The 24,955-nt window shown below is 64.3% G+C and carries 17 protein-coding genes and 1 pseudogene; 8 read left to right on the forward strand and 10 right to left on the reverse strand.

All coding sequences use genetic code 11. From position 1 onward, the window contains the following. The first annotated feature begins 20 nt into the window (after positions 1–20). Positions 21–188 carry a hypothetical protein gene (locus ACVIGA_RS04765; RefSeq protein WP_456665486.1) on the forward strand — a complete coding sequence of 56 codons (168 nt, stop codon included), beginning with the start codon at positions 21–23 and terminating at the stop codon, positions 186–188. 11 nt (positions 189–199) lie between these two features. On the opposite strand, the gene ACVIGA_RS04770 is transcribed toward ACVIGA_RS04765, so the two are convergent. Then, complete coding sequence (locus ACVIGA_RS04770) at positions 200–1,393, reverse strand: hypothetical protein (RefSeq protein ID WP_456665487.1); 1,194 nt, start codon at positions 1,391–1,393, stop codon at positions 200–202. Between the two features lie 254 nt (positions 1,394–1,647). Between ACVIGA_RS04770 and ACVIGA_RS04775 the strand changes: the two genes are divergently transcribed. Continuing rightward, entirely contained in the window at positions 1,648–2,589 is a 942-nt protein-coding gene (locus ACVIGA_RS04775; RefSeq protein WP_456665488.1) for a polysaccharide deacetylase family protein, read from the forward strand. Positions 2,590–2,615: 26 nt separating this feature from the next. Here the strand turns inward: ACVIGA_RS04775 and ACVIGA_RS04780 are convergent, their stop codons facing one another. The 3 genes from ACVIGA_RS04780 to ACVIGA_RS04790 form a co-directional block, all read right to left on the reverse strand. Continuing rightward, entirely contained in the window at positions 2,616–6,557 is a 3,942-nt protein-coding gene (locus tag ACVIGA_RS04780) for an nSTAND1 domain-containing NTPase (protein WP_456665489.1), read from the reverse strand. A gap of 1 nt (position 6,558) precedes the next feature. Beyond that, positions 6,559–8,040 (reverse strand): toll/interleukin-1 receptor domain-containing protein, encoded by a 1,482-nt coding sequence (locus ACVIGA_RS04785; protein ID WP_456665490.1) that lies wholly within the window; start codon positions 8,038–8,040, stop codon positions 6,559–6,561. A gap of 157 nt (positions 8,041–8,197) precedes the next feature. Then, positions 8,198–9,253, reverse strand: a complete 1,056-nt coding sequence (locus ACVIGA_RS04790) for a formylglycine-generating enzyme family protein (RefSeq protein ID WP_456665491.1) — start codon at positions 9,251–9,253, stop codon at positions 8,198–8,200. 212 nt (positions 9,254–9,465) lie between these two features. On the opposite strand from ACVIGA_RS04790, the gene ACVIGA_RS04795 reads away from it, so the two are divergent. After that, complete coding sequence (locus tag ACVIGA_RS04795) at positions 9,466–9,732, forward strand: hypothetical protein (RefSeq protein WP_456665492.1); 267 nt, start codon at positions 9,466–9,468, stop codon at positions 9,730–9,732. A gap of 59 nt (positions 9,733–9,791) precedes the next feature. Here ACVIGA_RS04795 and ACVIGA_RS04800 read toward each other — a convergent pair whose 3' ends face one another. Next, the gene (locus ACVIGA_RS04800) at positions 9,792–10,925 is read right to left on the reverse strand and encodes an MFS transporter (protein ID WP_456670735.1); all 1,134 of its coding nucleotides are present in this window, start codon (positions 10,923–10,925) and stop codon (positions 9,792–9,794) included. 106 nt (positions 10,926–11,031) lie between these two features. Then, positions 11,032–12,321: an ATP-dependent Clp protease proteolytic subunit gene (locus ACVIGA_RS04805; protein ID WP_456665493.1), complete on the reverse strand. Its 1,290-nt coding sequence runs from the start codon at positions 12,319–12,321 to the stop codon at positions 11,032–11,034. Between the two features lie 227 nt (positions 12,322–12,548). Here ACVIGA_RS04805 and thrS point away from each other — a divergent pair, with 227 nt between their 5' ends. Both thrS and ACVIGA_RS04815 read left to right on the forward strand, forming a co-directional pair. Further along, positions 12,549–14,594, forward strand: coding sequence for a threonine--tRNA ligase (thrS, locus tag ACVIGA_RS04810; RefSeq protein WP_456665494.1), 2,046 nt, complete (start codon positions 12,549–12,551; stop codon positions 14,592–14,594). 84 nt (positions 14,595–14,678) lie between these two features. Then, positions 14,679–15,242, forward strand: a complete 564-nt coding sequence (locus ACVIGA_RS04815; RefSeq protein ID WP_223976480.1) for a nitroreductase family protein — start codon at positions 14,679–14,681, stop codon at positions 15,240–15,242. A gap of 115 nt (positions 15,243–15,357) precedes the next feature. Here ACVIGA_RS04815 and ACVIGA_RS04820 read toward each other — a convergent pair. Next, positions 15,358–17,842: pseudogene (locus ACVIGA_RS04820) on the reverse strand (putative bifunctional diguanylate cyclase/phosphodiesterase). Between the two features lie 281 nt (positions 17,843–18,123). Beyond that, a complete protein-coding gene (locus ACVIGA_RS04825; RefSeq protein WP_456670736.1) occupies positions 18,124–19,209 on the reverse strand; it encodes a hypothetical protein in 1,086 nt (361 codons plus the stop codon). Between the two features lie 272 nt (positions 19,210–19,481). Between ACVIGA_RS04825 and ACVIGA_RS04830 the strand changes: the two genes are divergently transcribed. Next, positions 19,482–20,513, forward strand: a complete 1,032-nt coding sequence (locus ACVIGA_RS04830; protein WP_456665495.1) for a patatin-like phospholipase family protein — start codon at positions 19,482–19,484, stop codon at positions 20,511–20,513. A 17-nt stretch (positions 20,514–20,530) separates the two neighbouring features. Here ACVIGA_RS04830 and ACVIGA_RS04835 read toward each other — a convergent pair whose 3' ends face one another. Next, a complete protein-coding gene (locus ACVIGA_RS04835; RefSeq protein ID WP_223976474.1) occupies positions 20,531–20,959 on the reverse strand; it encodes a CBS domain-containing protein in 429 nt (142 codons plus the stop codon). Between the two features lie 188 nt (positions 20,960–21,147). Beyond that, positions 21,148–21,945, reverse strand: a complete 798-nt coding sequence (locus tag ACVIGA_RS04840; RefSeq protein WP_456670737.1) for a rhomboid family intramembrane serine protease — start codon at positions 21,943–21,945, stop codon at positions 21,148–21,150. Positions 21,946–22,447: 502 nt separating this feature from the next. Here ACVIGA_RS04840 and ACVIGA_RS04845 point away from each other — a divergent pair. Then, a complete protein-coding gene (locus ACVIGA_RS04845; protein ID WP_375775406.1) occupies positions 22,448–23,002 on the forward strand; it encodes a PAS domain-containing protein in 555 nt (184 codons plus the stop codon). Between the two features lie 129 nt (positions 23,003–23,131). Further along, positions 23,132–24,865 (forward strand): adenylate/guanylate cyclase domain-containing protein, encoded by a 1,734-nt coding sequence (locus ACVIGA_RS04850; protein WP_456665496.1) that lies wholly within the window; start codon positions 23,132–23,134, stop codon positions 24,863–24,865. Positions 24,866–24,955 lie beyond the last annotated feature (90 nt).

The following is a 24,955-nucleotide window of genomic DNA, read 5'->3' on the forward strand; positions in this document are numbered from 1 at the left end:
CCCTCGGGGAGGAAACAACAATGCGCTGGAAACTCAGCCACAACGGTCACGATCCCCGGCAGATCGATTTGCTGGCCGTGCTCGCCCTGCTCCTCGTGATCGTTGCCGCCTACGGTTACTTCACCCACAGTCCGAACAAGCCGAGCACGACGGCATTCATCGTGCCCAGCCAGAGCGTGAAGTGGTGACGGACCACACCCTAACGCCAAGAGCCACCGGGCGTTGACGGCGCGCGAGGCTTGCGCGGGCGCGTCCTCTCCGGCTGCGTCGCGGACGAGGGCCCCGCCTCTGCCGCCGCGGTACGTTCGCTGGGCAATCTCACCGACAACAGCACGTTCGATTCATTCGGCCGCCAGCGATAGCCGATGCCGAAATCGATCGGCCGGGCGCGCGCAAACAGCTCGGCATAAGACGGTTGATAGAGACCGGGAAATAGCCTTTCGATCGGACCAAGATAGCGACCGAACGGAACGAAGCGCCATTTCCGCGGGTCGTATTGCGCCAGCGGGATTCCGGAATCGTCCTGGACGATGGTCGCACTGTTGGCGAGGATGAAGTTGCGCACCGCCGAGAAATCGCGGAGGTGCATGAGATAGGATGCACTCTTGATCAGGCTGTCACCGGGCGCAAGCGTTGCGCAGAACTTCAGGAAGCCGCTGGTCTTCAGGCCGGAATTGGAGAGATCGGTCGAGAAATAGTACAGCATCTTCTCGACGCCGTCGGCGCCGGCAAACACGATGCGGATGCCGCGCGCATTGCTCCGCGCCAACACGTCAACACCGACGTAGAGCGCTCCATTGCCATCGAGCGTCACCGGCTTGACGTCGCGGATCGTCATGCCGGATCGCGCGAGAAACACATAGAGGATCGGTAACGTCCCGTTGACCTCGCTGACATCGAGATCCGCCTTCATCTGCCTGGTGTTGAAGAAAGAGAAGTTCAGCAGCGACCACAGCGAGCGCTCGATATTGTCAAGCGCGACCGCGACGGCCTCGGGCTGCAACGCGGTCAGATCGGACACCCCGCCGCTCGGTTCCAGCCCGCTGAGCACATAGGTCGTCGCCCTGGAATGGAATGCATTGGCATAGAGGAAGTCCGGGCCTGCGAACATGTAGAACATGGTCGACTTTGGCGCGGCGAGGTTGGCAGCGGACCAGTCGCGAACCTTCGACAATTGCTGCTGCTCGAGCTCGGCGAACGCAGCGTCAAAGAACTGGGCGTGGCGCCGCCAGGCAGGATCCGTCGTCAACGGCAGCAGCGGCGAACTGGCCGACGGCTGCAGTCCGGCGAGGAAACGCGCGGTGTCATCCGCCGTGACGTCGGCGGCGCGCGCCGCCGGCGCAAACAGCACAAGCGCCAGTGCCAGCATCGCAACGGACAACGATATTTTCATTTCGTCTCCATTGCAGCCCGGTCTCCGGAGCGCACGCTGGCAACGAGTGATTTGGTGTTGGCTTATACCGCAGGTTGCTCTAAAATCCAGATCGAGCCATCACCAATTCGTCTGTTTCTGCTCGCGGCCGGCCTCGGCCGCACGCAAGGCCTTCATTGCCCGGACATCGTTTTCGAACGCGCGACGCCATGTTCACGAAGAGCTTGATCGCGATTTGCCTGGTGACGTCCTGCATTCTGGTCGCCTCGCCAACGTTGCGCGCCGAAGACGGTGAGGTCTCGACGCGCACTCCGCAGGCGTGCTGGGCCGCCACGGAGCTGGCCGCCCGGGACGGCGAGGACAACATCGTGAAGGAGAAGCTCGAGCCTCCGCTTCCCCAGTCTGCCACGGTGGACGCCACGGCGGCCGGACCGCGCACGCCCGGCACCGTTCGCAGCGTCCGCCTGCCACCCGGCAAAAGGCTGATCGCACTGACCTTCGACCTGTGCGAGGGCCCCAATGAGGTCGCAGGCTATCAGGGCAAGATCGTCGACATCCTGCGCGCACATTCGGTCAAGGCGACCTTCTTCATGGGCGGCAAATGGATGATGACGCACAAGGTTCGTGCCCAGCAACTGATCGCGGATGCCCGTTTCGAGATCGGCAATCATACCTGGGAGCACCGCAATCTGCGCCTGCTGTCCGGCCCGGCTGCGGCGGACGAGATCAGGAAGGCCGATCAGGCCTACGACGAACTCCGTCGAGAGCTTGAGGAACGCAAATGCGCCGTTCCCGGGCGCGAAGCGATGACCGATCAGACCGCTCCGAAATCGATGCGCCTGTTCCGCTTTCCGTACGGGGCCTGCGATTCCGGAGCCCTTGCGACCGTCAGCCAGCTGGGCCTGGTGCCGATCCAGTGGGATCTGTCCTCAGACGATCCCGACTGGAGAGAGCGCCCGGATGCCATGGCGAAGAGAGTGCTGGATAACGTGCACCCGGGATCGATCGTGCTGTTTCATGCGAACGGACGGGGCTGGTACACCGACGACGCGCTTCCGGACATCATTTCAAGCCTGAGGAAGCAAGGTTACGACTTCGTCACCGTGACGGAGTTGCTCAAGGCGGGTGAACCGGTGATCAGCTCGTCCTGCTATGACCAGAGTGTCGGCGACACCGATCAATATGACGAGTTGGCACGCCAGATCGAGGCGCATTGAGCCTTCGGCGGCAGAAGACAAGCGAGCTATTGCGGCGAAACATCGCGCAGGACCGACTGCGCATATGCGCCGACGCCAGTTCCATCCTCGAAGAACCTTCCGACATTGACGTCGCCGGCCTCGGACCCAGTGACCATCACGGTCCCGCGTCCGGTCTTGACGATCGAGAGGTCGAACAGGCTGTTGCGGTAAGGCAGGATTACCAGCCGCTTTCCGGTTTCAGCCGAGCTCACGATAACCGAATTGTCGTTTGAGGTGCTGGCGATCCACGCGCCCGACGGCGAATATCGCGCCGCAGTGACAAAAGGCGACACGTGGTAGTTGATGTTCTTTGAGGCCCCGCTGGCAATGTCCCAGATCCTGACGTCGGCGGCTTGCGACGAGGCCAGCAGTGACGCCTCGTCCGGGGAGAAATCAAGCGTGTTCACGTCGCCATGATGGCCGCTGTAGGAGCGAGATTGATTCTGATTGCGAAGATTGAATATCTGGATCGGGCATTTGCCGACGCTGACGGCGAGCAATCGCTCGCTCCTGGAGAGCGCCGTGTGAATCTCCGAATCGCGCGAAGCGCAATCCTGATCGCTCGCGCTGGACGGCAGCTTTGCGCTGAGCGGAAGCACCGTGAGCTGCGAGTTGTCGGACGGCGAACAGCTCCATTGTTCGCCTCCGCGCAACGGACATAGCACGATGCTCGCGGTGTCCCCGTCCCTGACTTCGACCGCCAGCAGAGCGCCGTTCGCACTGATCGTCGCGCCCCGCCCCGACGGAACCGTGTCGCCCGGCAAGGCGACCGTCCGCACCGCCCATTCGCCGTTGTCCGGCCTTGTCCAGATCGTGAGCATCGGCTCCACATTGCTCGCGACGATTTCGTTTGGCGTCCGCATCAGGACCTGGCCGAAGGTTCGTTGCGGCTGATTGCTTCCCGAGGGCGATCCCGGAGCTGGCTTTCCGGTCGCCAGCGGAAGCGCCTTCGGCATCTGCCCGACGGACTGTATGTAGACCGCGGCCTGGTCGCTGAACGCGACCTCGTCGCCGGTCGAACTGACGGCCACCGAATAGATGCTGCGAAAACGTTTGTTCTCCGCGGGAGGTAGCCGGTAGCTCAGCTCACGAAAACCGGCTCGATCGGTGAGTGGCGTCCACACCCGCGCGGTGTGGTCGAGCGACGACGTCACGAGCATGGTGGACGTGGGATCGAAACGAACCGTGCGAAGTGCGAGTGCGTTGTCGACCGTATCTCCCGGCTGATGCCGGCGACTCGATACCACGGTGTCCGCCGCGACCGTGCTGAGCAGGCGCCAGGAGCCGGTCTGATAAACCCGGACGGAGCCGTCGAAGTCTGCAGTCGCGAGCAGACTGCCGTCACGGCTCAGATCGATGTCCCAGATCGCGTTGTTGTGCTCAAGCGTAAAGGGCAAGGGCTTGGCGATCCGCGCCGATCCGTCGATCTCCCATATCGAGACCTTGGCATCGTTGCCCGCAGATACCAGCATCGGCCTGTCCGGCAGGAACCTGACGGCTTTCACGGCGCCCTCACTGCGCACATCCGGACAAAACGGCCGGCTCAGGTCGTCGAGGCGCAACAGGCAAATGGCTCCGTCGCGGAGCCCGACCGCGATCATCTGTTTGGCACGATCGATATCGACCGCCCAGATGTCCGCGCGCGGCCGGCTTTTCCTCAGATTGATGTTGGCCTTCAATGTCCATTGCAGCGGATCGCGGCGCGCGCCGCCGGACGGCTCCGGCAAGGATCGCTCCCAGATCGCGATGTTTCCCGCACGCGAGGACGTCACCAGCAACGCGCCGTCGATGGAGAAAGCGACCTTGAACACACTGTCGCTGCCATGCGGATTGGCGCCATCGATCTGGAGCGCCTTGAACCGGCTCTCGGGGCGCGTCATGTCCAGCAGGATCACCGAGCCCTGGTTGAAGCCGATCGCCGCGACATCCCCGACAGGCGACACGATGAGCGAGCGACCTTCCGCGCGGTCGCCGTTCGGGTCCCGCAGACCGAAATCGACCTCCCGCACCACGTTGCGCGCCGCGGCGATGGCCCATTGGTGCAGTACCCCCGCCTTGTCGACCGCCAGCACCGATTTGCCGTTGGATGCGAAATCGGCGGCGTGAATCTCCTCCTTGGCATTGAAGCGATAGAGTTCATTCACCTGCTGCAGTTTGGCCCATACCGCGCCGAAATTGGCCAGCCCTTCATTCATCGCTTCCAGCGCGGATTCCACCTGGGATACGCGCGTCTGTTCGGCGTGGAGACCGGAGATGACTATCAAATCATCCAGCCGCCGCGCCTGGAGAGCCTTCGAATTCGCAAAATAGATCGACACCATCGAAACGGTTGCGATCAGGCCAACGGCAAGGACGATCGAGGCCACCACGAACAACCACTGCTGCTGTCTTGAGGCGTCCAGCAGCGCGACGATGGACCTGAAGATCGCATCGGCCGTCGCCCTCCGCGCGCCGCTATCGGGTTGAGCCGGCCAATCAACGTTGGAGAGATAGCGCGCTGCCCAATCCGAACTCGGGCGGGCCTTGTCGAACCACGACTGGTACTGGTCGCGAGCGACCCATTTCAGGGCTATACCGGCGAACAGCCGGTCGAAGATCGATCGCTTTTCCGACCCGCCCTTCCAATCCCGCGCCAGACGGGCGAGCGAAACAATGTTCTCGCCGGACCGCTTCTCGTCAGCCATCCATTCCGCCTGCAATGGCTGCCAAAGGCGCAGGATGCACTCATGCGTGACGTCGACGGTGTCGTCCCTGGCCAAATGAGGATCATAGCGAAGATAGGCTTCCTCGCGGGTGACGAACGCACGAACGACGGCGCGGGTATCCTCCTCCGACGCACCGATGATCTTTGCGAGCGTGCCAAGCTTTTGCGGCTGGCGGATATCGCGATTCCGGCTGTCGACCGCCGTCAGGGCACAGAACGTCAGCCTTGCCGCCGGCTTCAGGTGGCTCGACAGCTTGGCGTAACGCTGCGTCAGCCGATCCGATAATGTCTGCCGCAACGCGAGCCGTCCCTCCCCCGAGGTCAGGTCGAGCTTCTCGGGAAGCCCGAAGACGCGGGTGAAGTCCGCAAGTCCGATGGTGACGTCCTTGCGGCCGTCAGCCGACGTCTTCGCTGCGTAGAGCAACCGCAACGCGTGCTGCATCAGCGGAAGCTTGTCGAGTTCATCCTCCAGGCAATTCAGCAGCCAGGTGGAGAGGTCCGGCAGGATCTGCCCGCCCCACAGCGTGATCGGGCCTTCGATCGCCTGCTGAATCTGGTAGCGGTCGAGCACCGGCGTAAGAAACTGGCTGTCGTTGATCAGGTGCGCCAGTCCGGGATAGCGCGAACACTTCTCCAGCTCGTCCGTGCGGATGGTGACGACGATGTAGATCTTGCCGTTTGCCGCGGCGGTCTTCAGCAATATCTCCACCAGGTTGACCGCCGCTTCGGAGTCCGATTGCGCATAGCGGAACAGCTCCTCGAACTGATCGACCAGGATCATGATCGGCCGGGTGCCGATCCCGGCCACGAGGTCCAGCACCGTGTTCAGGTCGCTGGTGCGACGCTGGGTGATGACATAGTCCTTGAGAAACTCCCGGATCTGCGCCGAGCGTTCCTCCGCCCTGCCCTCGGCATCCTTCTGCACTTCGCTGACGATCGCGTCGGCGATGCCGCGAAACAGATTGTCGACCGGGTGGTCGCCGGGATGCAGATCGCAGAAGATCCAGTCCGATCCCTGTCCGGGCAGGAAGCCGGCCTCCAGATGATTCATCAGCCCGGTGCGCGCCAACGACGACTTGCCGCAACCGGAGGACCCCGTGATGCAAAGGAAATGGCTTTTCGAAAGCTTGACGATCATTTCGCTGATGTGATCGTCGCGACCGAAGAAGATATCGCTCTCGTCCTTCCGGAACGGCCGCAATCCCGGATAAGGCTCGAGACTGCTGGTGTCGCCCGGTTCCACGTTATCGCGCCTCGCGCTTTTCGACGACGACGCCGAGCTTCGCCAGGAAGTTCGAAATCTCGGCCGGGTCGACTTCGTCGGTCACCGTGATCACATGGACGTTCGGACCGCGCGGAAACGGCAGTGCGGTCGGCGGCGCGCCATTTCCCACCGCAAGTTCGAGCTGGCTGACGTTGAGCTCTCCGGTCGGACGCCGAATGAGCCTGAAATGCGCCTGCGTCCGCTTCTGTCCCTCGGTGCTCTTGCCGTAGGCGAAGATCAGGGCATTGTTGTCGGCGACCGCGTTCGTCAGCATCTGTCCGGTCAGATCGTAGTCGAGATGATCGACATTGACGTGGTCCGCCAGAGCGTCCGCGATCTTCTGCGCGAGCTCGCTGTCGGCCCGCGCCGCGTCGATCACGACAAATGGCAGCGCCGTGTTCCTTCCCTGCGATTTTGCCGCCCGTCGCTCGCCGGAGCGCCGCAGCGCGGCCAGGTCGTCGAGCTTCTTCATCAGATAGTCCTCGAACTCGACGAAGTTGCCGATCTGGCAATCCGTGATGCCCTTGAGAAAGGCGCAGTAAGGTGCCTCCAGATCGTCGACGTCAAAGCCGGCTGCCCGCCAGACGAACATGGGCTTGCCGGCCTGCCTCGCCAGGTCGTACTGGGCGCGCACCAGCCGCAGCTCTGATCCGGTTACGGGTTTTCCCGGACTGGCCCCGAGCAGTTGCACGTAAGCGTCGCATTGGGCGAGCGCACGCGAGAACGCGCTGGAGAACGTATCGTCGGCGCGAACGTCCAGTTCCGGATCGAATGCGCGAACGACGAGTTTCTTGCCCTCCATCGTGGTCGCGAGCCGCTGTGCTTCCGGTTTGACGTCGGCTGCCGGGGACGCAACGAACACCGCCACGCGGTTCTGGGCCGGCTGGTCGTTGGGTCGGACCTCCTGGCCATTGCCGGCCTGCGGCAGGGTCAGGACCCGCGCCTTGAGGCCTGCCACGACCTGCCCCAGCGCTTCGTCGTATTTGTCCCTGGTGGCGATATTGTCCGGGAACGGATAGCCGTATCGGACCGATTTCTGATTGTTGTCCGGCCCCCAAAACCTGACGAAGATGATGTCCTTGACCGCCTTTCGATGTTTCTTGATGCGGTCTTCCTCGTCGCTGAGCAGGATCGGCTCGATTTCCACCAGAAACAGCGGCTTTCCCAGATCGATCAGTCGGGCGAATTCGGCCTCGCACTCCTCGGAGCGGCTGAATTCCTCCGAGATAAACAGGATCGCGACGTCACAGGCGGTGATGGCCCTCTCGATCTCCACCCGGAAATTGTCCGACACATGGGTCATCTCGACATCGCGCAAGACCTCGAACCGCGAGCGCTCGGAGTGGCAGCCCAGGTCGTATTTGAGCTCTTCCATGATCCGGCCGAGCCGGCTGATGTTGAATCCGGGACGCGCCCTGGCATCGGCGTGAGAGTAGCTCACGAAGATCCTCAGCTTGCGCATTCCAACCTCCGCCGGCCGGCACGCTGCCGCATTTTTCGGTTCCTGGAAACGATCGTCCCCTTCATCATATCGCGTTCACTGCTCTCGCGGATCAGCCGCGCCGGTTCAAATCGACTTCTCGACGGAGACAACGCCCGCCGGTCCGCTCCGACAAATTTCAGAGCGGCCTGGCCACCCGGAATCCGTAATAGATGTTCGGCAATCGGTCGGCGTGACGGTAGGCCGAGCGGGCCTTGCTCGTGTTGGACGCCCACGAACCGCCGCGCAAGACTCGCTGCTCACAACCGCCATCGCGCTTGTCCGTCTTCACCGCCCTGCCGTCGGCCAGCGCGTTGCCGTAGCCCGCGATGTAGCAATCCTCGACCCACTGCCAGACGTTCCCGAGCATGTCGTAGAGACCGAACGCATTCGGCGGGTACGAGCCGGAGGGCGCTGTAAAGACGTGACCGTCCGAGCATCCGACGAATTCCTCGTCGTAATCCCCTTGCCCCTTGAATTGCTTTGCCGCGCTCCGGTCCAGGACATTGGCGTGACCACAGACGTCAGCCGGTTTACCGGCCCAATAGCGTGGGGCCTTGGTGCCGGCCCGGGCTGCATATTCCCATTCGGCCTCGGTCGGCAGCCGGTACGGCTTGCCCGTCTTCGTGCTCAGCCATGCGGCATATTTCTTTGCGTCACCGTAGGACACGCATACCGCCGGATCGCGATCAGTCTGTGCGAACCCCGGGGTGCGCCAGTTAATGCCGGACACGTTGATCTTGCGTACATCCTCGCTGCTGAAACTGGCGCATTCTGCAGGGTGGTAGCCGGTTTCATTGACAAAGGCGCCGAACTCGCCGCGCGTCACCGCGTATTGTCCGATCGCGAACGGCCTCTTGAACTCCACCTTGTGCTGAGGCTGCTCATCATCCCCGCCGTGTTCGTCGGGCAACTCGTCGTTCTTGTCCTGGCGATTGGCCGCGTCACTGCCTACCGACGTTTTGCTCTCCGGTTCCTTCGTTCCCATCAGGAAACTGCCACGGGGCAGCACGACCATGGTGGGACAGACCCAACACTCCTTCAGGGTCTCGGCCGCCTTTGCGGTGCCCGCCGAACCGTCAAAAGCAATGAAAAAAACAGTCAATATGATGCAAAGAACAACATGCACGATCGTAACCCCTGACCGAGCAAACATCTTCGCCAGCAGTTTCGCATAGGGGTCAGTGCCCGTCAATCAAAGGTAGCAAATTGCGATCGTAATCATCGCAGCGCCCGTGACCCGGCCTGCCAACTCCGCCCAGCCGGCGATCGCGCGCGAACTTCCCGCCCGGTTCCGCAGGCATTGCGGTGTTGACGACCGGGCGATCGGCGGCACTCGCCATTGTCTGCCTTCCGCTTGCACCTTAGGCTGCAGCCATTGGGACAAAGATTTTTTGGGGATGGGCATTGCAGGAAGGCTTGTACAAGCTCGAATTTCACACCGTTCACGGCACCGGCACCGGCGTGCTCTACGCGATCGGCGGCAAGCTGCGCGGCGGCAACTCGGCCTTTGCCTTCGTCGGCAACTACACCGACCGCGGTGACGGCATTCACGTCAAGGTCTCGACCCAGCGGCATAATCCCGATCCCGCCTTCCGGCCGCTGTTCGGGACCGACATGATCACGCTGATGCTGAAGGGCCACGAACGGCGACATGGTCGATTTCGAGGGTGAGGCACTGCAGCTGCCGGGCGTGAGCTTCAAGGCGTTCCTGACCCGGATCGCCGATTGAGTCACTCGGCGGCAGCGCGCGCGGCCGGCCGCGGCCGCGTCATGACCACGACCGCAAGGGCCGCCGCGACGAAGGCGGTGGCGACGTAGCCCGCGCTAAGCAGCCATTCGCGCGCGAACAGCAACCCGCCGATCGCAGAGCCGATGGCCTGGCCGATATACAGCACCGAGGTATTGAGCGAGACCGACGCCGACGCGAGCGTCGGCGCCGCGCCGACCAAGCGCACCTGCTGCATCGAATTGGTCGACGCAAAGCCGAGGCCCCACACCGCAACCGAGGCCGCCATCAATGAATAGGCGCCGGCGCTCAGGGCCCAGCCGGCAACGCCTGCGAGCAGCAACACGGTGAACAGCACCGACGTCTTCCAGGCGCCCCAGGAATCCACGATGCGGGTCGCGATCGCAATGCCGACGAACCCGAAGATGCCGTAGAGCGCGAACACGATGCCGACGGCGTCCGCGTTGGCGCCGGTCAACTTGCCGAGCAGCGGCCCCATGAAGGTGAACACCACGAACTGGCCGGACATCTGCAACGTCGTGATCGACAGCAGCAGGATGACGGTCGGATTGCGGCCGAGATCGGCCCACGTCCTCAAGTCCACCGGCGCGCCATGCAATCCGCCGGGCAGCCGCCACCACAGCAGCAGAGAGCTCACGAGCCCGGTCAGCGCGATCGCGCCATAGGTCGCGCGAAAGCCGTAGCGGCTTGCGATGAAGGTGATCAACGGCAGCCCGATCGCAGCGGCGAGCGACCAGCCGAGGAAGATATAGGCGATCGTGCTGCCGCGCTTCTCCACCGGCACGATCAGCGCCGCGGTACCGGCCGCCTGCGGCGTGTAGAGGACACCGACCGCGAGCATCACCAGGCGGATGATCAACAGACTGTCGTAGTCCGGCGCGAAGGCCGATGCCGCGTTGGTCAGCGTCAGCACCAGCAGCGTCGCCGTCAGCAGCGCGCGCCGTTCGAACCGGCTGGTCAGCCACGCCGTCACCGGCGAGCCGACGCACAGCACGATGGCGCCGAAGGTGATCAACAGACCCGCGGCGTGGATCGTGACGCCGAGCCCGTTGGACAATTCCGCCAGCATGCCGGCCGGCGCCAGTACCGAGCAGCCGGTGACGATATTGCCGAGCATCAATGCGGTGGGAGCGAAGCGTTTCACGCCGCGTTGATAGCAGACTCCGAAGTCAATGCAACTGCATCTAAATGCATGGCACGTGATCGGATGGCGCCGCTTGCGCTCACGGCGATGGCGATGCGGCCGGCGCCGCGTTGACGCTCGGCGACGCAGCGGCCGGCAGCGGGCTCGCCGGCTTCGGGCCGGCGCTTGTTGCCGGGCACGACGCCGATAGCTGGGTCCAGCCCTGCTCCAGCCCGGTCGTGTCGATATCGAATGTCGCGAGGTCAGGTTTGAGATCGGCATTGGGATCGGACTTGCCGTCCGATGACGGCGTGCTTTCGCCGATCTGCAGATGCGGGACCGCCAGCATCGCCTTGACGATGTCCGAGGTCACCGGGTCGCTCCAGACCTCGTATTTGCCGAAACGCGCCGGCAACCTGCCGAACGCGATCGCTCGGGTGGCGCCGGCCATCATCACCACCGTGCTCTTGCCGGCGGCGCCCTCGTCGAACTCGCGCACGAACATCAGCCGCCCGCGATCCCTGTTCTCGCAGAACAGGCGCCACTCCATCATGCGGAACGAGCTGCCGTCACCCTTCTTCTGCTGCGCGATCTTGCGGACATAGGGCCGGGTTTCCTTCTCCACCGCCCACAGCGTCTCCAGCAACGGCCGCGTATCGATTCCAAATCGATAGAGCTCCGGCCGCGTCAGCACGTGCAGGCTCTCGAACTTCACGGTCCGGATCAGCTCGCTGAGCTCATGGCTGATTCCCATCGCCGCGAGGAACAGGTTGCGGTCGCGATCGGCGCTGACCATCTCGCGCCGCCTGAAGTCGGCGATGACCTGCGGCGGCGGGTGGCCGTGGACCACGAACATCAGCTTGGAGTTATGCACCGCGAGCACCGAGTCGGGCGCCACTTCGCGGTTGGTCGCGCCCAGGAACAGATAAGCGCAGGCCGAAACGCACATCGCGTTACGCGTGGTGAGATCGGCCCCGACCTCTCCCTTCGCAGCCTTGATCTTCAGGCAGGCGGCGTCGATCTGTGTGCCCGTGGAACAGGCGCCCACGCTGGTGCGGCCGACCCGGGCAGTCGCCTTGTGTGCACGCAGGAACCGCGCGATCGCATAGGACTGTTCGACGTTTCCGCCCGGCGAATGAAGGTAGATCGGAAGCTGCGGGTCCTTGACGGCAAGCAGGAAGCTGCGAATCCGCGCCGCGGCATCCCGGTCGATCTCGCCTTCGATCGCGATCCAGCGATCGCAACCGGCGCCGCAGGCATTCGCCGGTCCCTTGGCGAGGTAGATGGTCAGCCTTTTCGCAAACCCGGCCTTCTCGACCGGTGCTTCTTCCGCCCGCAAGATGACCGGGATCACAAGCAACGCCACGAAAAGCAGGAGACGGGAAAACATGAACCTTGCGGAGCGCGATGGCGGGAAAGTAGACATTCGACGTTAAACGATGATCGGCAGCGTCGCAACGCTTGGTGCCGCCGGGCGCAGGGGAGCTTCTCTCGAATCGGTGCGGCCGAAGGGTCCATTTTCTTGATATTGCCGGATTGCAGGCGTCAAATCCCCTGCTATACCGCTGCTTCCGCTTACCTGCGCTCGTTCGCAGGAGTGAGCTACAGGAGACATCGATGGCAGAAACGCCTAAATCCGAATCCGGATTCCAGTACAGCCTCTCTAACCTCAAACCCGCAGAACCCGTGAACAAGATCGCCCTCACCTTCCCTGATGGAGCGAGGCGCGATTTCCCGAGAGGGACCACCGGCCTCGACATCGCCAAAGGCATTTCGCCCTCGCTCGCCAAGCGCACCGTCGCCATGGCACTCGACGGCACGCTCGCCGACCTCAACGATCCGATCGAAGCCGACGCTAAGATCGAGTTGATCAACCGCGACGATCCCCGCGCGCTGGAACTGATCCGGCACGATGCCGCGCATGTGCTCGCCGAAGCCGTGCAGTCGCTGTGGCCGGGCACCCAGGTCACGATCGGCCCGGTGATCGAGAACGGCTTCTATTACGACTTCTTCCGCAATGAGCCGTTCACCCCGGAAGATTTTGCCGCCATCGAGAAGCGGATGCGCGAGATCGTCGCCCGCGACAAGCCGTTCACCAAGGAGGTCTGGGATCGCGAGAAGACCAAGCAGGTGTTCCGCGACAAGGGCGAGGCCTTCAAGGTCGAGCTGGTCGACGCGATTCCCGGCAACGAGCCGATCAAGATCTATTTCCAGGGCGACTGGTTCGATCTCTGCCGCGGCCCGCACATGACCTCGACCGGCAAGATCGGCAACGCCTTCAAGCTGATGAAGGTGGCCGGCGCCTATTGGCGCGGCGATTCCAACAATCCGATGCTGACCCGCATCTACGGCACGGCATTCGCCAAGCAGGAAGACCTCGACGCTTACCTCAAGCAGATCGAGGAAGCCGAGAAGCGCGACCACCGCAAGCTCGGTCGCGAGCTCGACCTGTTCCACTTCCAGGAAGAAGGCCCCGGCGTGGTGTTCTGGCACCCGAAGGGCTGGACCATTTTCCAGCAGCTGATCGCCTATATGCGGCGTCGGCTGCTCGGCGACTACAGCGAGGTCAACGCGCCGCAGATCCTCGACAAGGTGCTGTGGGAGACCTCGGGCCACTGGGACTGGTACCGCGAGAACATGTTCGCGGCGCAGTCCGCCGGCGACGAGGCCGAGGACAAGCGCTGGTTCGCGCTGAAGCCGATGAACTGCCCGGGCCATGTGCAGATCTTCAAGCACGGGCTGAAGAGCTACCGCGACCTGCCGCTGCGGCTCGCCGAGTTCGGCGTCGTGCACCGCTACGAGCCGTCGGGCGCGATGCACGGCCTGATGCGGGTGCGCGGCTTCACCCAGGACGACGCCCATGTGTTCTGCACCGAACAGCAGCTCGCCGATGAGTGTCTCAAGATCAACGAGCTGATCCTGTCGACCTACGCCGATTTCGGCTTCGACGGCGAGCTCACGGTGAAACTCTCGACGCGGCCCGAGAAGCGGGTCGGCACCGACGAGATGTGGGATCACGCCGAGCGCGTGATGGCGACCGTGCTGTCGGAGATCAAGGCCAACGGCAGCAACCGGATCCGGACCGAGATCAACCCGGGCGAAGGCGCATTCTACGGGCCGAAGTTCGAGTACGTGCTGCGCGACGCCATCGGCCGCGACTGGCAGTGCGGCACGACCCAGGTCGACTTCAACCTGCCGGAACGCTTCGGCGCGTTCTACATCGACCACGACGGCTCGAAGAAGGCGCCGGTCATGGTGCACCGTGCGATCTGCGGTTCGATGGAGCGCTTCATCGGCATCCTGATCGAGCACTATGCCGGCAACTTCCCGCTCTGGCTGGCGCCGACCCAGCTCGTGGTCACGACCATCACCTCCGAGGGCGACGAGTACGCCAAGGTGGTGGCGGCGGCGGCGCGCCGCGCCGGCCTCCGCGTCGAGATCGACCTGCGCAACGAGAAGATCAACTACAAGGTCCGCGAGCACTCGCTGGCCAAGATCCCGGCGCTGCTCGTCGTCGGCAAGAAGGAAGCCGAGACGCATTCGGTCTCGGTCCGCCGCCTCGGCAGCGAGCGCCAGACCGTGATGCCGACCGATGAGGCGATCGCCGCGCTGGTCGATGAGGCCACGCCGCCGGACGTGAAGCGGGCGCGATCGGACGCCTGATCTTCACAATCGGTCTAAACTGGCTTTCGCAGGCTTGGTCGTGCCCCCATCTTGGGGGCACGACTCCACTTGAAGGACATTTCCGTGCCCGATGCCATTGAACTCCTGAAGACACGCCGCTCGATGAAACCGCGCGAGATGACCGGCCCCGGCCCGTCCGCGGCCGAGCTCGAGACCATCCTGACCATCGGCGCGCGCGTACCCGACCACGGCAAACTGGCGCCCTGGCGCTTCATCGTGTTCGAGGGTGAGGCCCGCGCCCGCGCCGGCGACGTGATCGCAAAGGTGTTTGCCCGCAAGAATCCCGGCGCGCCGGCCTCCGATATCGAGGTCGAGAAGAAGCGCCTGACCGATGCGCCGCTGGTGATCGGCGTGGTCTCTTTTACCAAGCCGCACCCGAAGGTGCCGCCGTGGGAGCAGGAATTGTCGGCCGGCGCGAGCGCGATGAACATCGTCACCGCCGCAACCGCGCTCGGCTACGGCGCCTGCTGGCTGACCGGCTGGTTCGCCTTCGACCGCGACGTGCTCGACGGTCTCGGCCTGAAACCGGATGAGAAGCTCGCCGGGCTCATTCATATCGGAACGCCGACCAAGCCGAGCGAGGATCGCCCGCGTCCGGCGCTGTCGGATATCGTGACGCGGTTCTGAAACCGTAGACCTTGTCATTGCCGGGCTTGACCCGGCAATCCATCAAGAAAAAATCATTTCTTTCGAAAGAGGATGGATGGCCGGGTCAAGCCCGGCCACGACGAGCAGGCAAAGCTCACGCCGCCTTCGACGCGCGCGCCGCAAAACCAGTCAGCAACGCCGCTATCTCGTGCCCGGGCCGCGCCGCGCTGAACAGGAAGCCCTGCACCTCGTTGCAGCCTTCGGCGCGAAGCCAGTCGAGCTGGTCCGTCGTCTCGACCCCTTCCGCGGTCGTGGTGATCTTGAGGCTGCGGCCAAGGCCCGAGATCGCGCGCACGATCGCCAGGCAGTCGGAGCGCCGCGCCAGGTCCTTCACGAAGGAGCGGTCGATCTTGATCTTGTCGAACGGGAAGCTGCGCAGATAGCTCAGGCTGGAATAGCCGGTGCCGAAATCGTCCATCGAGATGCTGACGCCGAGTTCGCGCAGCTGATGCAGGATCGCGAGATTGGCCTCGGTCTCCGCCAAAAACACCGACTCGGTGATCTCGAGCTCGAGCCGGCGCGCCGACAGGCCGGAATGCGCCAGCGCCGAGATCACGGCCTGGACCAGATTGCGGCTGCGGAACTGCACCGGTGACAGATTGACCGCGACCTTCACGTCGGCAGGCCACTTCATCGCCTCGGCGCAGGCTTCGCGCAGCAACCCATTCGCCGAGCGCGACGATCAGACCGATGTCTTCCGCAACCGGGATGAACTCCGCGGGCGAGATCATGCCCTTCTGCGGATGTTGCCACCGCAGCAGCGACTCGAAGCCACTGATGCGGTCGGCGGAAATATCGACCAGCGGCTGGTAGTGCAGCTCGAACTCGCCGTTGCTGAAGGCCGCGCGCAGATCGCGCTCCATGTCGCGGCGCTTCTGCGCCTGCTGATCCATCTCAGGCTCGAAGAAATGATGCACACCGCCGCCCTCGGACTTGGCGCGATACAACGCCATGTCGGCGTTGCGCATCAATTCTTCCGACGTCGTGCCGTCGCCCGGCGACAGCGCGATCCCGACGCTGGCGCCGACCACGACTTCGAGCCCGTCGATCTTGTAGGGCGCGCTCAGGGCGTCGATCAGCCGTTCGGCGAATGCGCTCGCCTCGTTCGGCGAGACGTCCGCGGCAAGCACGATCGCGAACTCGTCGCCACCGAGACGGGCCGCGACATTGTCGTCGCGGACCACCTCGCGCAGACGCTCCGCCACCAGCTTGAGCAGCCGGTCGCCCATCGGATGCCCGAAGGAGTCGTTGACGTTCTTGAACAGATCGAGATCGATGCACATCACCGCGACGCGCTTGTTGCCGGAGCGGCTGCGCTCCAGCGCCTCGCGCAGACGCTCCTGGTAGAAGTCGCGGTTCGGCAGATTGGTGAGACCGTCATGATGCGCCATGTGCGCGATCCGCGCTTCGGCGGCACGGCGTTCGGTGATGTCGACCACCGCGACCAGATAGCCGTCGCGGCCCTCGAACGCCACCCTGCGTCCGAAGGTCAGCACATGAATTTCGGTGCCGTCCGCCTTGATGTGCCGCCAGTCGCGGCTCGATTGATAGACGTCGCCGACCTCGCGCAAGGCGGCGCTGTGCATCGCCCACTCATCCTGTGGCCAGATCTCGCGCAGCGTCATGCCGAGGAATCGCTCCCGGCTGTACCCATAGTGCTGAACGGCAGCGTCGTTGACGCTGAGGAATTCCATCGTGCCGGCGTCGAATACCCACATCGGCATCGGGTTGTTCTCGAACAGCAGGCGGAACGACAGTTCGCGCTGCTTCAGCGCGGTGACGTCGGAGACGGTCAGCGACAGCATGTCGCCGAACGCCGTGACGCCGAGCCGCAGGCAGCGATCGCCGCTGTCGATCTCGAATTGGCCGACAGGACCGCTTCCGACGAATTCACGCAGGCGGTTCATCACCGCCGGCGCCGCGAGCGGATTGCCGCCGGCGCTGAGCCGACGCCACAGCAATTCGGTCGCGGGCTGCATCAGGAGCCTTGCGGCGCCCTGGTTGAGATGCACGATCTGGAAATCGGCCGCCTCGCCCCGTGCGTCGCGGATCGCGGCGAGCGACAGCACGCCCTCGTCGGTGGCCGAGAAGATCGTATCGAGAAGATTGTACTGCGCATTGCGCTCGTTGACATAGACGCCCACCAGGATGCCGCCCCAGCGCGATCGCGTCGGCAGAGCCAGCACATCGAAGGTCCGCACCAGACCGTCGCGCACGCAATGCGCCGACGCGAGATAGGGCCGGCAATTCTCGCGCGCATTCGCGGCAGCTTCGGTCAATGCCGTCGCGCAGTCCGGCGGCAGCGCACCGAGCGGAATGTCCCAGCGCTCGTCGTTCAGCCAGGTCTGAACGTAGCGGCCGGTGTGCGAGATGCTGAGCACGCCGTCGACGTTGCGCAGCAGCACGATGTGATCGGCGAGCCGGCCGAGGCTGCCGAGCATCACGTCTTCATAATGCGGCAGCTTTTCACCGGGACGGACTGCCGCCTGCCACTTGCGTTGCAGAACCGGAACGTCGGCGAACATCTCGGAATTGAACTTGGCCGATGTCTTTGCTGATTTGTTGTTGGCCATGATCATGGCACGCCCCGTTCACGCAAACGCCAGAGCACGATCCGGAAAAGTGCGAAGCCGCTTTCCGAAAGATCATGCTCAGGCAAAAAGCCAAGGCGCGATGACGACACGACGTGAACTCAGCGCGCTTTAGTCCCCGTGGCATCCAAGTCATGCCGCGGCTTAACGCCATGTAAAAATAGCGATGCCGCGCGTCGCCGCCAGCGATTATGACAGCTCAAATTCGCGCGATGGTTAGTTCACGTTAGAGACTATGACAGCTGCGTGAAATGCAGCGCGGTCCGACGTCAGCGCGCCACGACCTCGACTTCGCCATCGACGCCGTTGACGACGTTGAAGGGACGCTCGAACACCTTGCCCTCGTTCTTGGCGATCGCACGATACTCGCCTTCGGAGAGCACGACGCGCGGGAACGCGCCGATCGATTCCTTGATGACGTCGCCGCCCGGCGTGATCACCGACCATGCGGTGTTGGCGAGTGCCTCGCCGCCCTTCTCGCTGACCAGCTTGAGGGTGATGACGGCCGCGCGATGCGTGACGGTGACGTCGGTCAGCTTGCCCGCCCCGACGCGAATGTCGGAGCGCACCACCGAGTTGGCGTCACCATAGTTGGAGACGATGTAATAGGTGCCCTCCGGCAGCAGCGCGACGTCTCCGGCGGACACGTTGGGCACCAGCGGGCCACGGTCCGAGCCGTCGAACTGGCTGCCCTTGTAGATCGCGAACGAAATCTGGTTGGCCGGGATCTTGCTGGTGCCGACCCGGCCTTCGATCCGCAGGCCCCCGGCCGGCAGCACGAAGGACTCGCGATCGGTCTCCGACTTCAGGCTGACGGCGCGGACCGCGCTGACGAGGCCGAGCGCGACATGGACGACATAGTTGCCGGGCGGCAGCACGACGTTGGGCGTCGCCCCGCGCTCCTCGCGGATCAGCTTGTAGGTGCCGTTGTCATCCGGCTTGTCGGCGAACACCCGCCACACCAGCCCGGCATTGATCACCGGCAGGTCCTTGCCGTATCGCGCCGTCAGCGACAGCACCGCCTGCCCGGCGGTCGGCGAACCGGCCGGTGGCGTCACCGGAGGCACGGTCGCGATCGACGGCGGGACGATGGTCGGCTGGACGATCGTCGGCTGGGTCAGCGGACCGGGCAGAACGGGCCCCGAACCGGGCCCGGATGGCGGCGCCAAATTGAGCGCCGGGCCGGACGGTACGTCCGGCACCGAGGCAGGCGGGATTGGCGGTGGCCGGTCGCTGAAGAACTGCGCAGAAACGGAAGTGGGGACCAGGGCGAGCAAAAATGCCGCAAGCGCCAATAGCGGAAGGAGCCGCATGCCCCGTCCGCATCCGCCGATGCCGTTGCCCCTCGAAGTCATCATCATGCTTTTCAACGAAAACGCGGCAAATTCAAGCCTTCTTCCAAGGCTTTGTCACAGTCCCGGAGGCGTCATCCCGGTTTGGAACCGCTCGATCAAGCCGATGTTAGTCCTGTCGTCGCGGTCCAGTCACATTCCCTGCCTACCGCGGTCCACCCGGGGCATGAATCATGCCTTGAGGGGAATAACCATGAAACCGGACGACGCTGGCGCAGCCGTGCCGCGCGGCCTAGTCTCGTGCTGGCAGGAGATTTGTCGTGTTGGATAGCTGGATGGGCCGAGGCCAAAAGAGCTCCGACGGCCCCGACAAGGTAGGACTGGGACCGGTACGCCGTCCGGTGATCGGACTTGCGCTTGGCGGCGGCGCCGCACGCGGCTTTGCCCATATCGGCATCATCAAGACCCTGCTCGCCCATGGCATCGTCCCCAATGTGGTGGTCGGCACCTCGATCGGCTCCGTGGTCGGCGGCGCCTATGCGGCCGGCCATATCGACAAGCTGGAGCAGTGGGCCCGCAGCCTGCAGCCGCGCAGCGTGCTCGGCTACCTCGACATCCGCCTCAACGGCTCCGGCCTGATCGGCGGCGCCAAGCTAGCCGCCGAGATCGAGGCCGCGCTGGGCCAGGTCATGATCGAGGACCTCGCGGTCAAATTCGCCAGCGTCGCAACCGAAGTCCGCACCGGCCACGAAATCTGGCTGACCCAGGGCCGCGTGGTCGACGCGATGCGCGCCTCCTACGCCCTGCCCGGCATCTTCGCGCCGGTGCTGATCGGCGACCGCTGGCTGGTCGACGGCGCGCTGGTCAATCCGGTGCCGGTTTCGGCCGCGCGCGCCCTCGGCGCCGAGATCGTCATTGCGGCGAACCTGTCCAGCGACGTGTTCGCGCATTCGACCACGATCTACAATCACGGGCCGTCGGCCGCGCCCGAGGTGACGGTCGCGGTGACCGCCGAGGCAGAGATCGAGCCGGAAGCTCCGAAGCGGCGGTTCGGCCGCTTCTTCTCCGCCGAACGGACCGTGAAGCGAGAGTTTTTCGGCAGCGCCAGCCGGCCCGGGATCTCGAGCGTCATGGTCGACGCCTTCAACATCATGCAGGACCGCATCACCCGCGCGCGCCTCGCCGGCGATCCGCCTGACATGCTGATCTCGCCGCGCGTCGGTCAGATCGGCTGGTTCGACTTCCACCGCGCCGACGACCTGATCGCACACGGCATCCGCGCGGCCGAACGCGCCATCGGCGCGATCGAGGAAGCGATCGAGATCCTGGCGCCGCCGTCCAACGGCGCGGGCACCACCGGGAAGTAGCGCTCAGGCGGTCTTGCTCAGGCGGTCTTGATGTAGTCGCGCAGCGCTTCCTGCTCGTGCTCATATTCCTGCACGCGGCGCTTGACGACGTCGCCGATCGAGATCAGTCCGACCACCTTGCCGTCCTCGACGACAGGGAGATGGCGGAACTTGCCGGTGGTCATCATCTCCATGAGGCCGCTAACGGTATCGGACTCGCGGCAACTCACCACCTTCCTGGTCATCACCGCGCTCACCGGCTCGTCCAGCGCGCCCGCGCCGCGCTCTGAGAGCACGCGCACGATGTCGCGCTCCGACAGGATGCCTTCCATCCGGCCCTGCTCCATCACCAGCACGGCGCCAATCTTGCGCTCGCCGAGCAGTTTGACCGCGGCCGAGAGCTTCGCGCCGGGCGCGACGCTCATGACCTGATGGCCTTTTGCATCGAGAATGGAACGTACCGTCATTGCCGCCTCCCTGAATCCGCTCGCGCCCGCTTCAGCGGAGTCGAGCCTGTTCGCCAGAGTCTTCAATCAACAGTTCCGCGCCGATTTCGGTTCCGGGGCGCGGTCGGTAGCTGGGCTCGATGTGTCGGCCCGCTTTGTTCTGTGTCGCAAAGATGATGGAGGAATTCGAACCGAGCCGCAAGCGGCGATCAGACGCGGCCGGACTGGTCCACCGACGACGCATCCGCAGCATCGTCTCGCGCGCGCGGGATAGGATCGAACAGCGAGAACAGCAACAGCCCGGCGAGGAAGCCGCCGATATGCGCCTGCCAGGCGACGCTCGCATCCTCAGCACCAAGCGTCAGCGAGGTGGCGCCGAACAGGATATTGACGCCGAACCAGATCGCCAGGAAGGCGAGCACCCGTCCATTGCGCAGCGCCCGCCACAGCGACAGCGCGGGCACCTTGGCGGCCGCATCGGCATCGCCCCGGCTGAACGACAGGAAGCTGCCCTTCACGAAGGCGAAGCGGATCGCCGCCGCCATGGTCCCCGACACCGAGGCCGACGCGCCGATCATCGGCGCGATGGCGTGCTCATGGGTCAGCAGATGCGCGAGCGCGCCGGCGGCCGCCGTCACCGCCATGAAGACAAAGAAGCGCACCGCGCCGAAGCGTCGCGCCAGCGCGCTGCCGAACGGCAGCAGCCACAGCACGTTGAAGCCGATATGGGTGAGGTTGGCGTGCAGCAGCGAATAGGTGACGAAGGTCCAGACCTTGGCGCCGTCTCCGCCCGGGAAGGTGATGTCGAGCAGCGTCGAATCGTAGCGCTTCGGGATGAAGCCGAAGACGTCGATGGTCCAGTTTTCCATCTCCGGCGGCAACAGCACCCGCAGATGGATCACCGCGATCAGGATGATGTAGGCGGTGAGCGCCGCCGGCAAGGTCAGGATCGGCTCGCGCGGTGCCTCCGGCGGCGGCTCGAGCGGGGATTCGGAATGGGGGTCCAAGGGGTCGACGACCTCGAATGCGGCTGTGAAGCAGAGATAGGCGGCTTTCACACCGCTGTGCAAGTGCACAATCCCGAAATCAGACACAGGGTGTCGCGGCGCGGGATCAAGACAAAAGCGATCGGGACAAAAGAATAGGGAGGGCGCTGAGAACGCCCTCCCTGCTCGGCTGGTCTTCTCGTGCCCCAGAGGGATCGGGAGAACATCCCCACCCCTCCCCGCACGGTGACCAAACTGTTTGACGCCACCACGTGTACCAACCACGCCGGCGCTTGGGGCAGCCGGCGAACGGGAACGCGCGGACCCTACGCACAGGTTCCATGGCCGCCAAGGACATAGTTAAATTTACGTTAACAACACAAAGCTGCCGATAAGCCGCCCAAACCGCGGCCACGGCATGGACGCTGCACAGCCTTCCCTGCACAACAGAGAAGGGAAGGCGCCTGAGCAAAACCGGGACAGATGTGTCCCGCCGAGCCGGGTGCCGGGCAAGGTTCTTTAGATGAAACACAGCTCGAGCCGCGATTTCTTCGCCTATTGGAATGCGAAGCGCGGCACTGCGCGTGCACCTGACCGGAGTGAATTCGAACCGTCCGCGGTGCGCGAGCTGCTGTCCGACATCTTCGTGCTGTCCTATGACGGCGAGACCCGCTTTCCGTTCCGCGTCGCCGGCACCCGCACCTCCGCCCTGCTCGGCTGCGACCTCAAGAACCGCAGTTTTTCCGCCCTTTTCACCGACGAGAGCCGCGGCGAGATCGAGGACATCATCACCTGTGTCGTCGAAGAGACCCTGCCGGCCATCGCCGGCGTCACCGCCACGACCGAAACCGGCTCCAAGGCGCACCTTGAACTGCTGCTGCTGCCCTTCACCGCCCGAGTCCATATGCCGGCGAGCCTGACCGGCCTGCTCGCCCCGTTCGAGGATGACGTCACCCGGCTGCACGACCTCGTCCTGACCTCGTGGCGCTACCTGCATCCCCAGGAGCGGCTGGTGCCGCGGACCCTGCGCAAGCTCGCCATCGCGCGCGGCCTGATGGTCTACGAAGGGCTGCGCTAGCCCCCGACGCCCGCCCCGGTCCGGCGGCAACCACGCCGGTCGCTTGCACCGCGGGCCGCGGAACTCTATTAGCTGTTTCGCCGCCATGGCGGAGGTGATCCGCTTATTGCAGCTGCGGCCGGGCTGGGCATGTTTCGCAATTCGATCAGGCAGAAGATCGTCGGCATTGCCGCGGGACTCATCGTCCTCGCGGTGATCACCTCGCTGCTGTCGATGGTAATGGCGGGCCAGGTCGGCCATCTCCTGGATGAACTCACCAACCGCTACATCCCCGCCTATGGTCATCTCGCACGCGTCAACATCCGCTCGCTGGAGCGGTCGCTGGCGATGCGCCGGATGATGATGGCGAAGATGCAGGCGCCGGGGGAAGCCAGCGGCTACGACGCGGCGCGCAAGACGTTCGACGAGATCGAGCCGACGATCAAGCGCGAGGCCGACGCGGCGCGCGTGCTGATCGATTCGATCATCGCCGATCCCTCGACCCCGTCCGACAATGCCGCCCTCGGGCGCCTCGATGACCGCATCGACAATGCCGTCAACGACCTCCTGATGCGCCTGAACGCCGAGAACAAGACGCTGCTCGACCAACTCGACGCCCAGGACTTTGCAGCCGCGAAAGCGACCACGCTCCGCGCCGACGTCCTGCGCGACGACTTCACCAACAAGATCGAAGGCATTCGTACCGACATGCTGGCGCAGGTCGCTTCAGCCGCGGCGAAGGTGATGAGTGCCCAGCAACGGGCGATCATCATCTCCGGTGTCGTGACTGCGATTGCCGCGATCCTCGGCTTCGTGTTCGCGATGCTGGTCGGCAGCGGCATCACGCGCCCGGTGATGCGCCTCTTGGAGGGCACCCGCGAGGTCGAGGCCGGCCGCCTCGACGGCACCATCGCGATCACGACCCAGGACGAGATCGGCCAGCTCTCCGCCGCCTTCAACCGCATGATCGAGACGCTGCGTCACAACCAGCGCATCCGCGAGACCTTCGGCCGCTACATCAACCCGCGGATCGCCGAGGGCCTGCTCGATCAGCCGGCGATCGCCGCCACCGAAGGCCAGCGCCGCATCATGACGGTGATGTTCTGCGACATGAAAGGCTTCACCAGCCTGAGCGAAGGCGTGACGCCGCGCGGCCTCGTCAAGATCATGAACCTGTATCTGTCGACGATGTCCGCGCCGGTCCATGCGCATCGCGGCATCATCGACAAATATATCGGCGACGCCATCATGGCCTATTGGGGCGCCCCCTTCGTCGAGGAAGGCGAGCAGACCCATCTGGCCGCGCTTGCCGCCATCGACATGATCGGCCAAGTCAACCAGCTGCGCAAGGATCTGCCCGAGCTGCTCGGCGTGCGCGCCATCCCGGCCGATTGCGACATCCGGATCGGGATCGCCACCGGCGAAGCGCTGGTCGGCAGCATCGGCTCCGAATTCATGATGAGCTACACCGTGCTCGGCGACACCGTGAACCTTGCCTCACGGCTGGAAGGCGCCAACAAGTTCTACGGTAGCCGCAGCCTGATCTCGGAAGCCACCGCGAGCGCCTGCGCCGACGCCATCGAACTGCGCGAGATCGACCGCCTCGTCGCCGTCGGCCAGACCCAGCCGGTCGCCGTGTTCGAGATCCTCGGCAAGAAGGACGAGCTGACGCCGGCGCAGACCGAGTTGCGGCAGCATTACGCGGATGGTCTCGCCGCCTATCGCGACCTCCGCTGGGACGACGCCGAGCAAGCTTTCACTGCGGCGTTGACTGTAGCGCCAGGCGACGGACCGTCGATCGTCATGAAGGCACGCGCCGCAGCGTTCAGGCAAAATCCGCCGGCGGCGGATTGGGACGGCGCCTGGCACCTGGAGCAGAAGTAGCGACACTTGTAACCCGGATGAGCCAATGGGTCGCGCGAATGCGCGCCCCGATGACGGGCTCCGCGATATGCGGAAAGAAAAATCCTGGAT

This window comes from Bradyrhizobium sp. USDA 3240 (genome assembly GCF_054063295.1).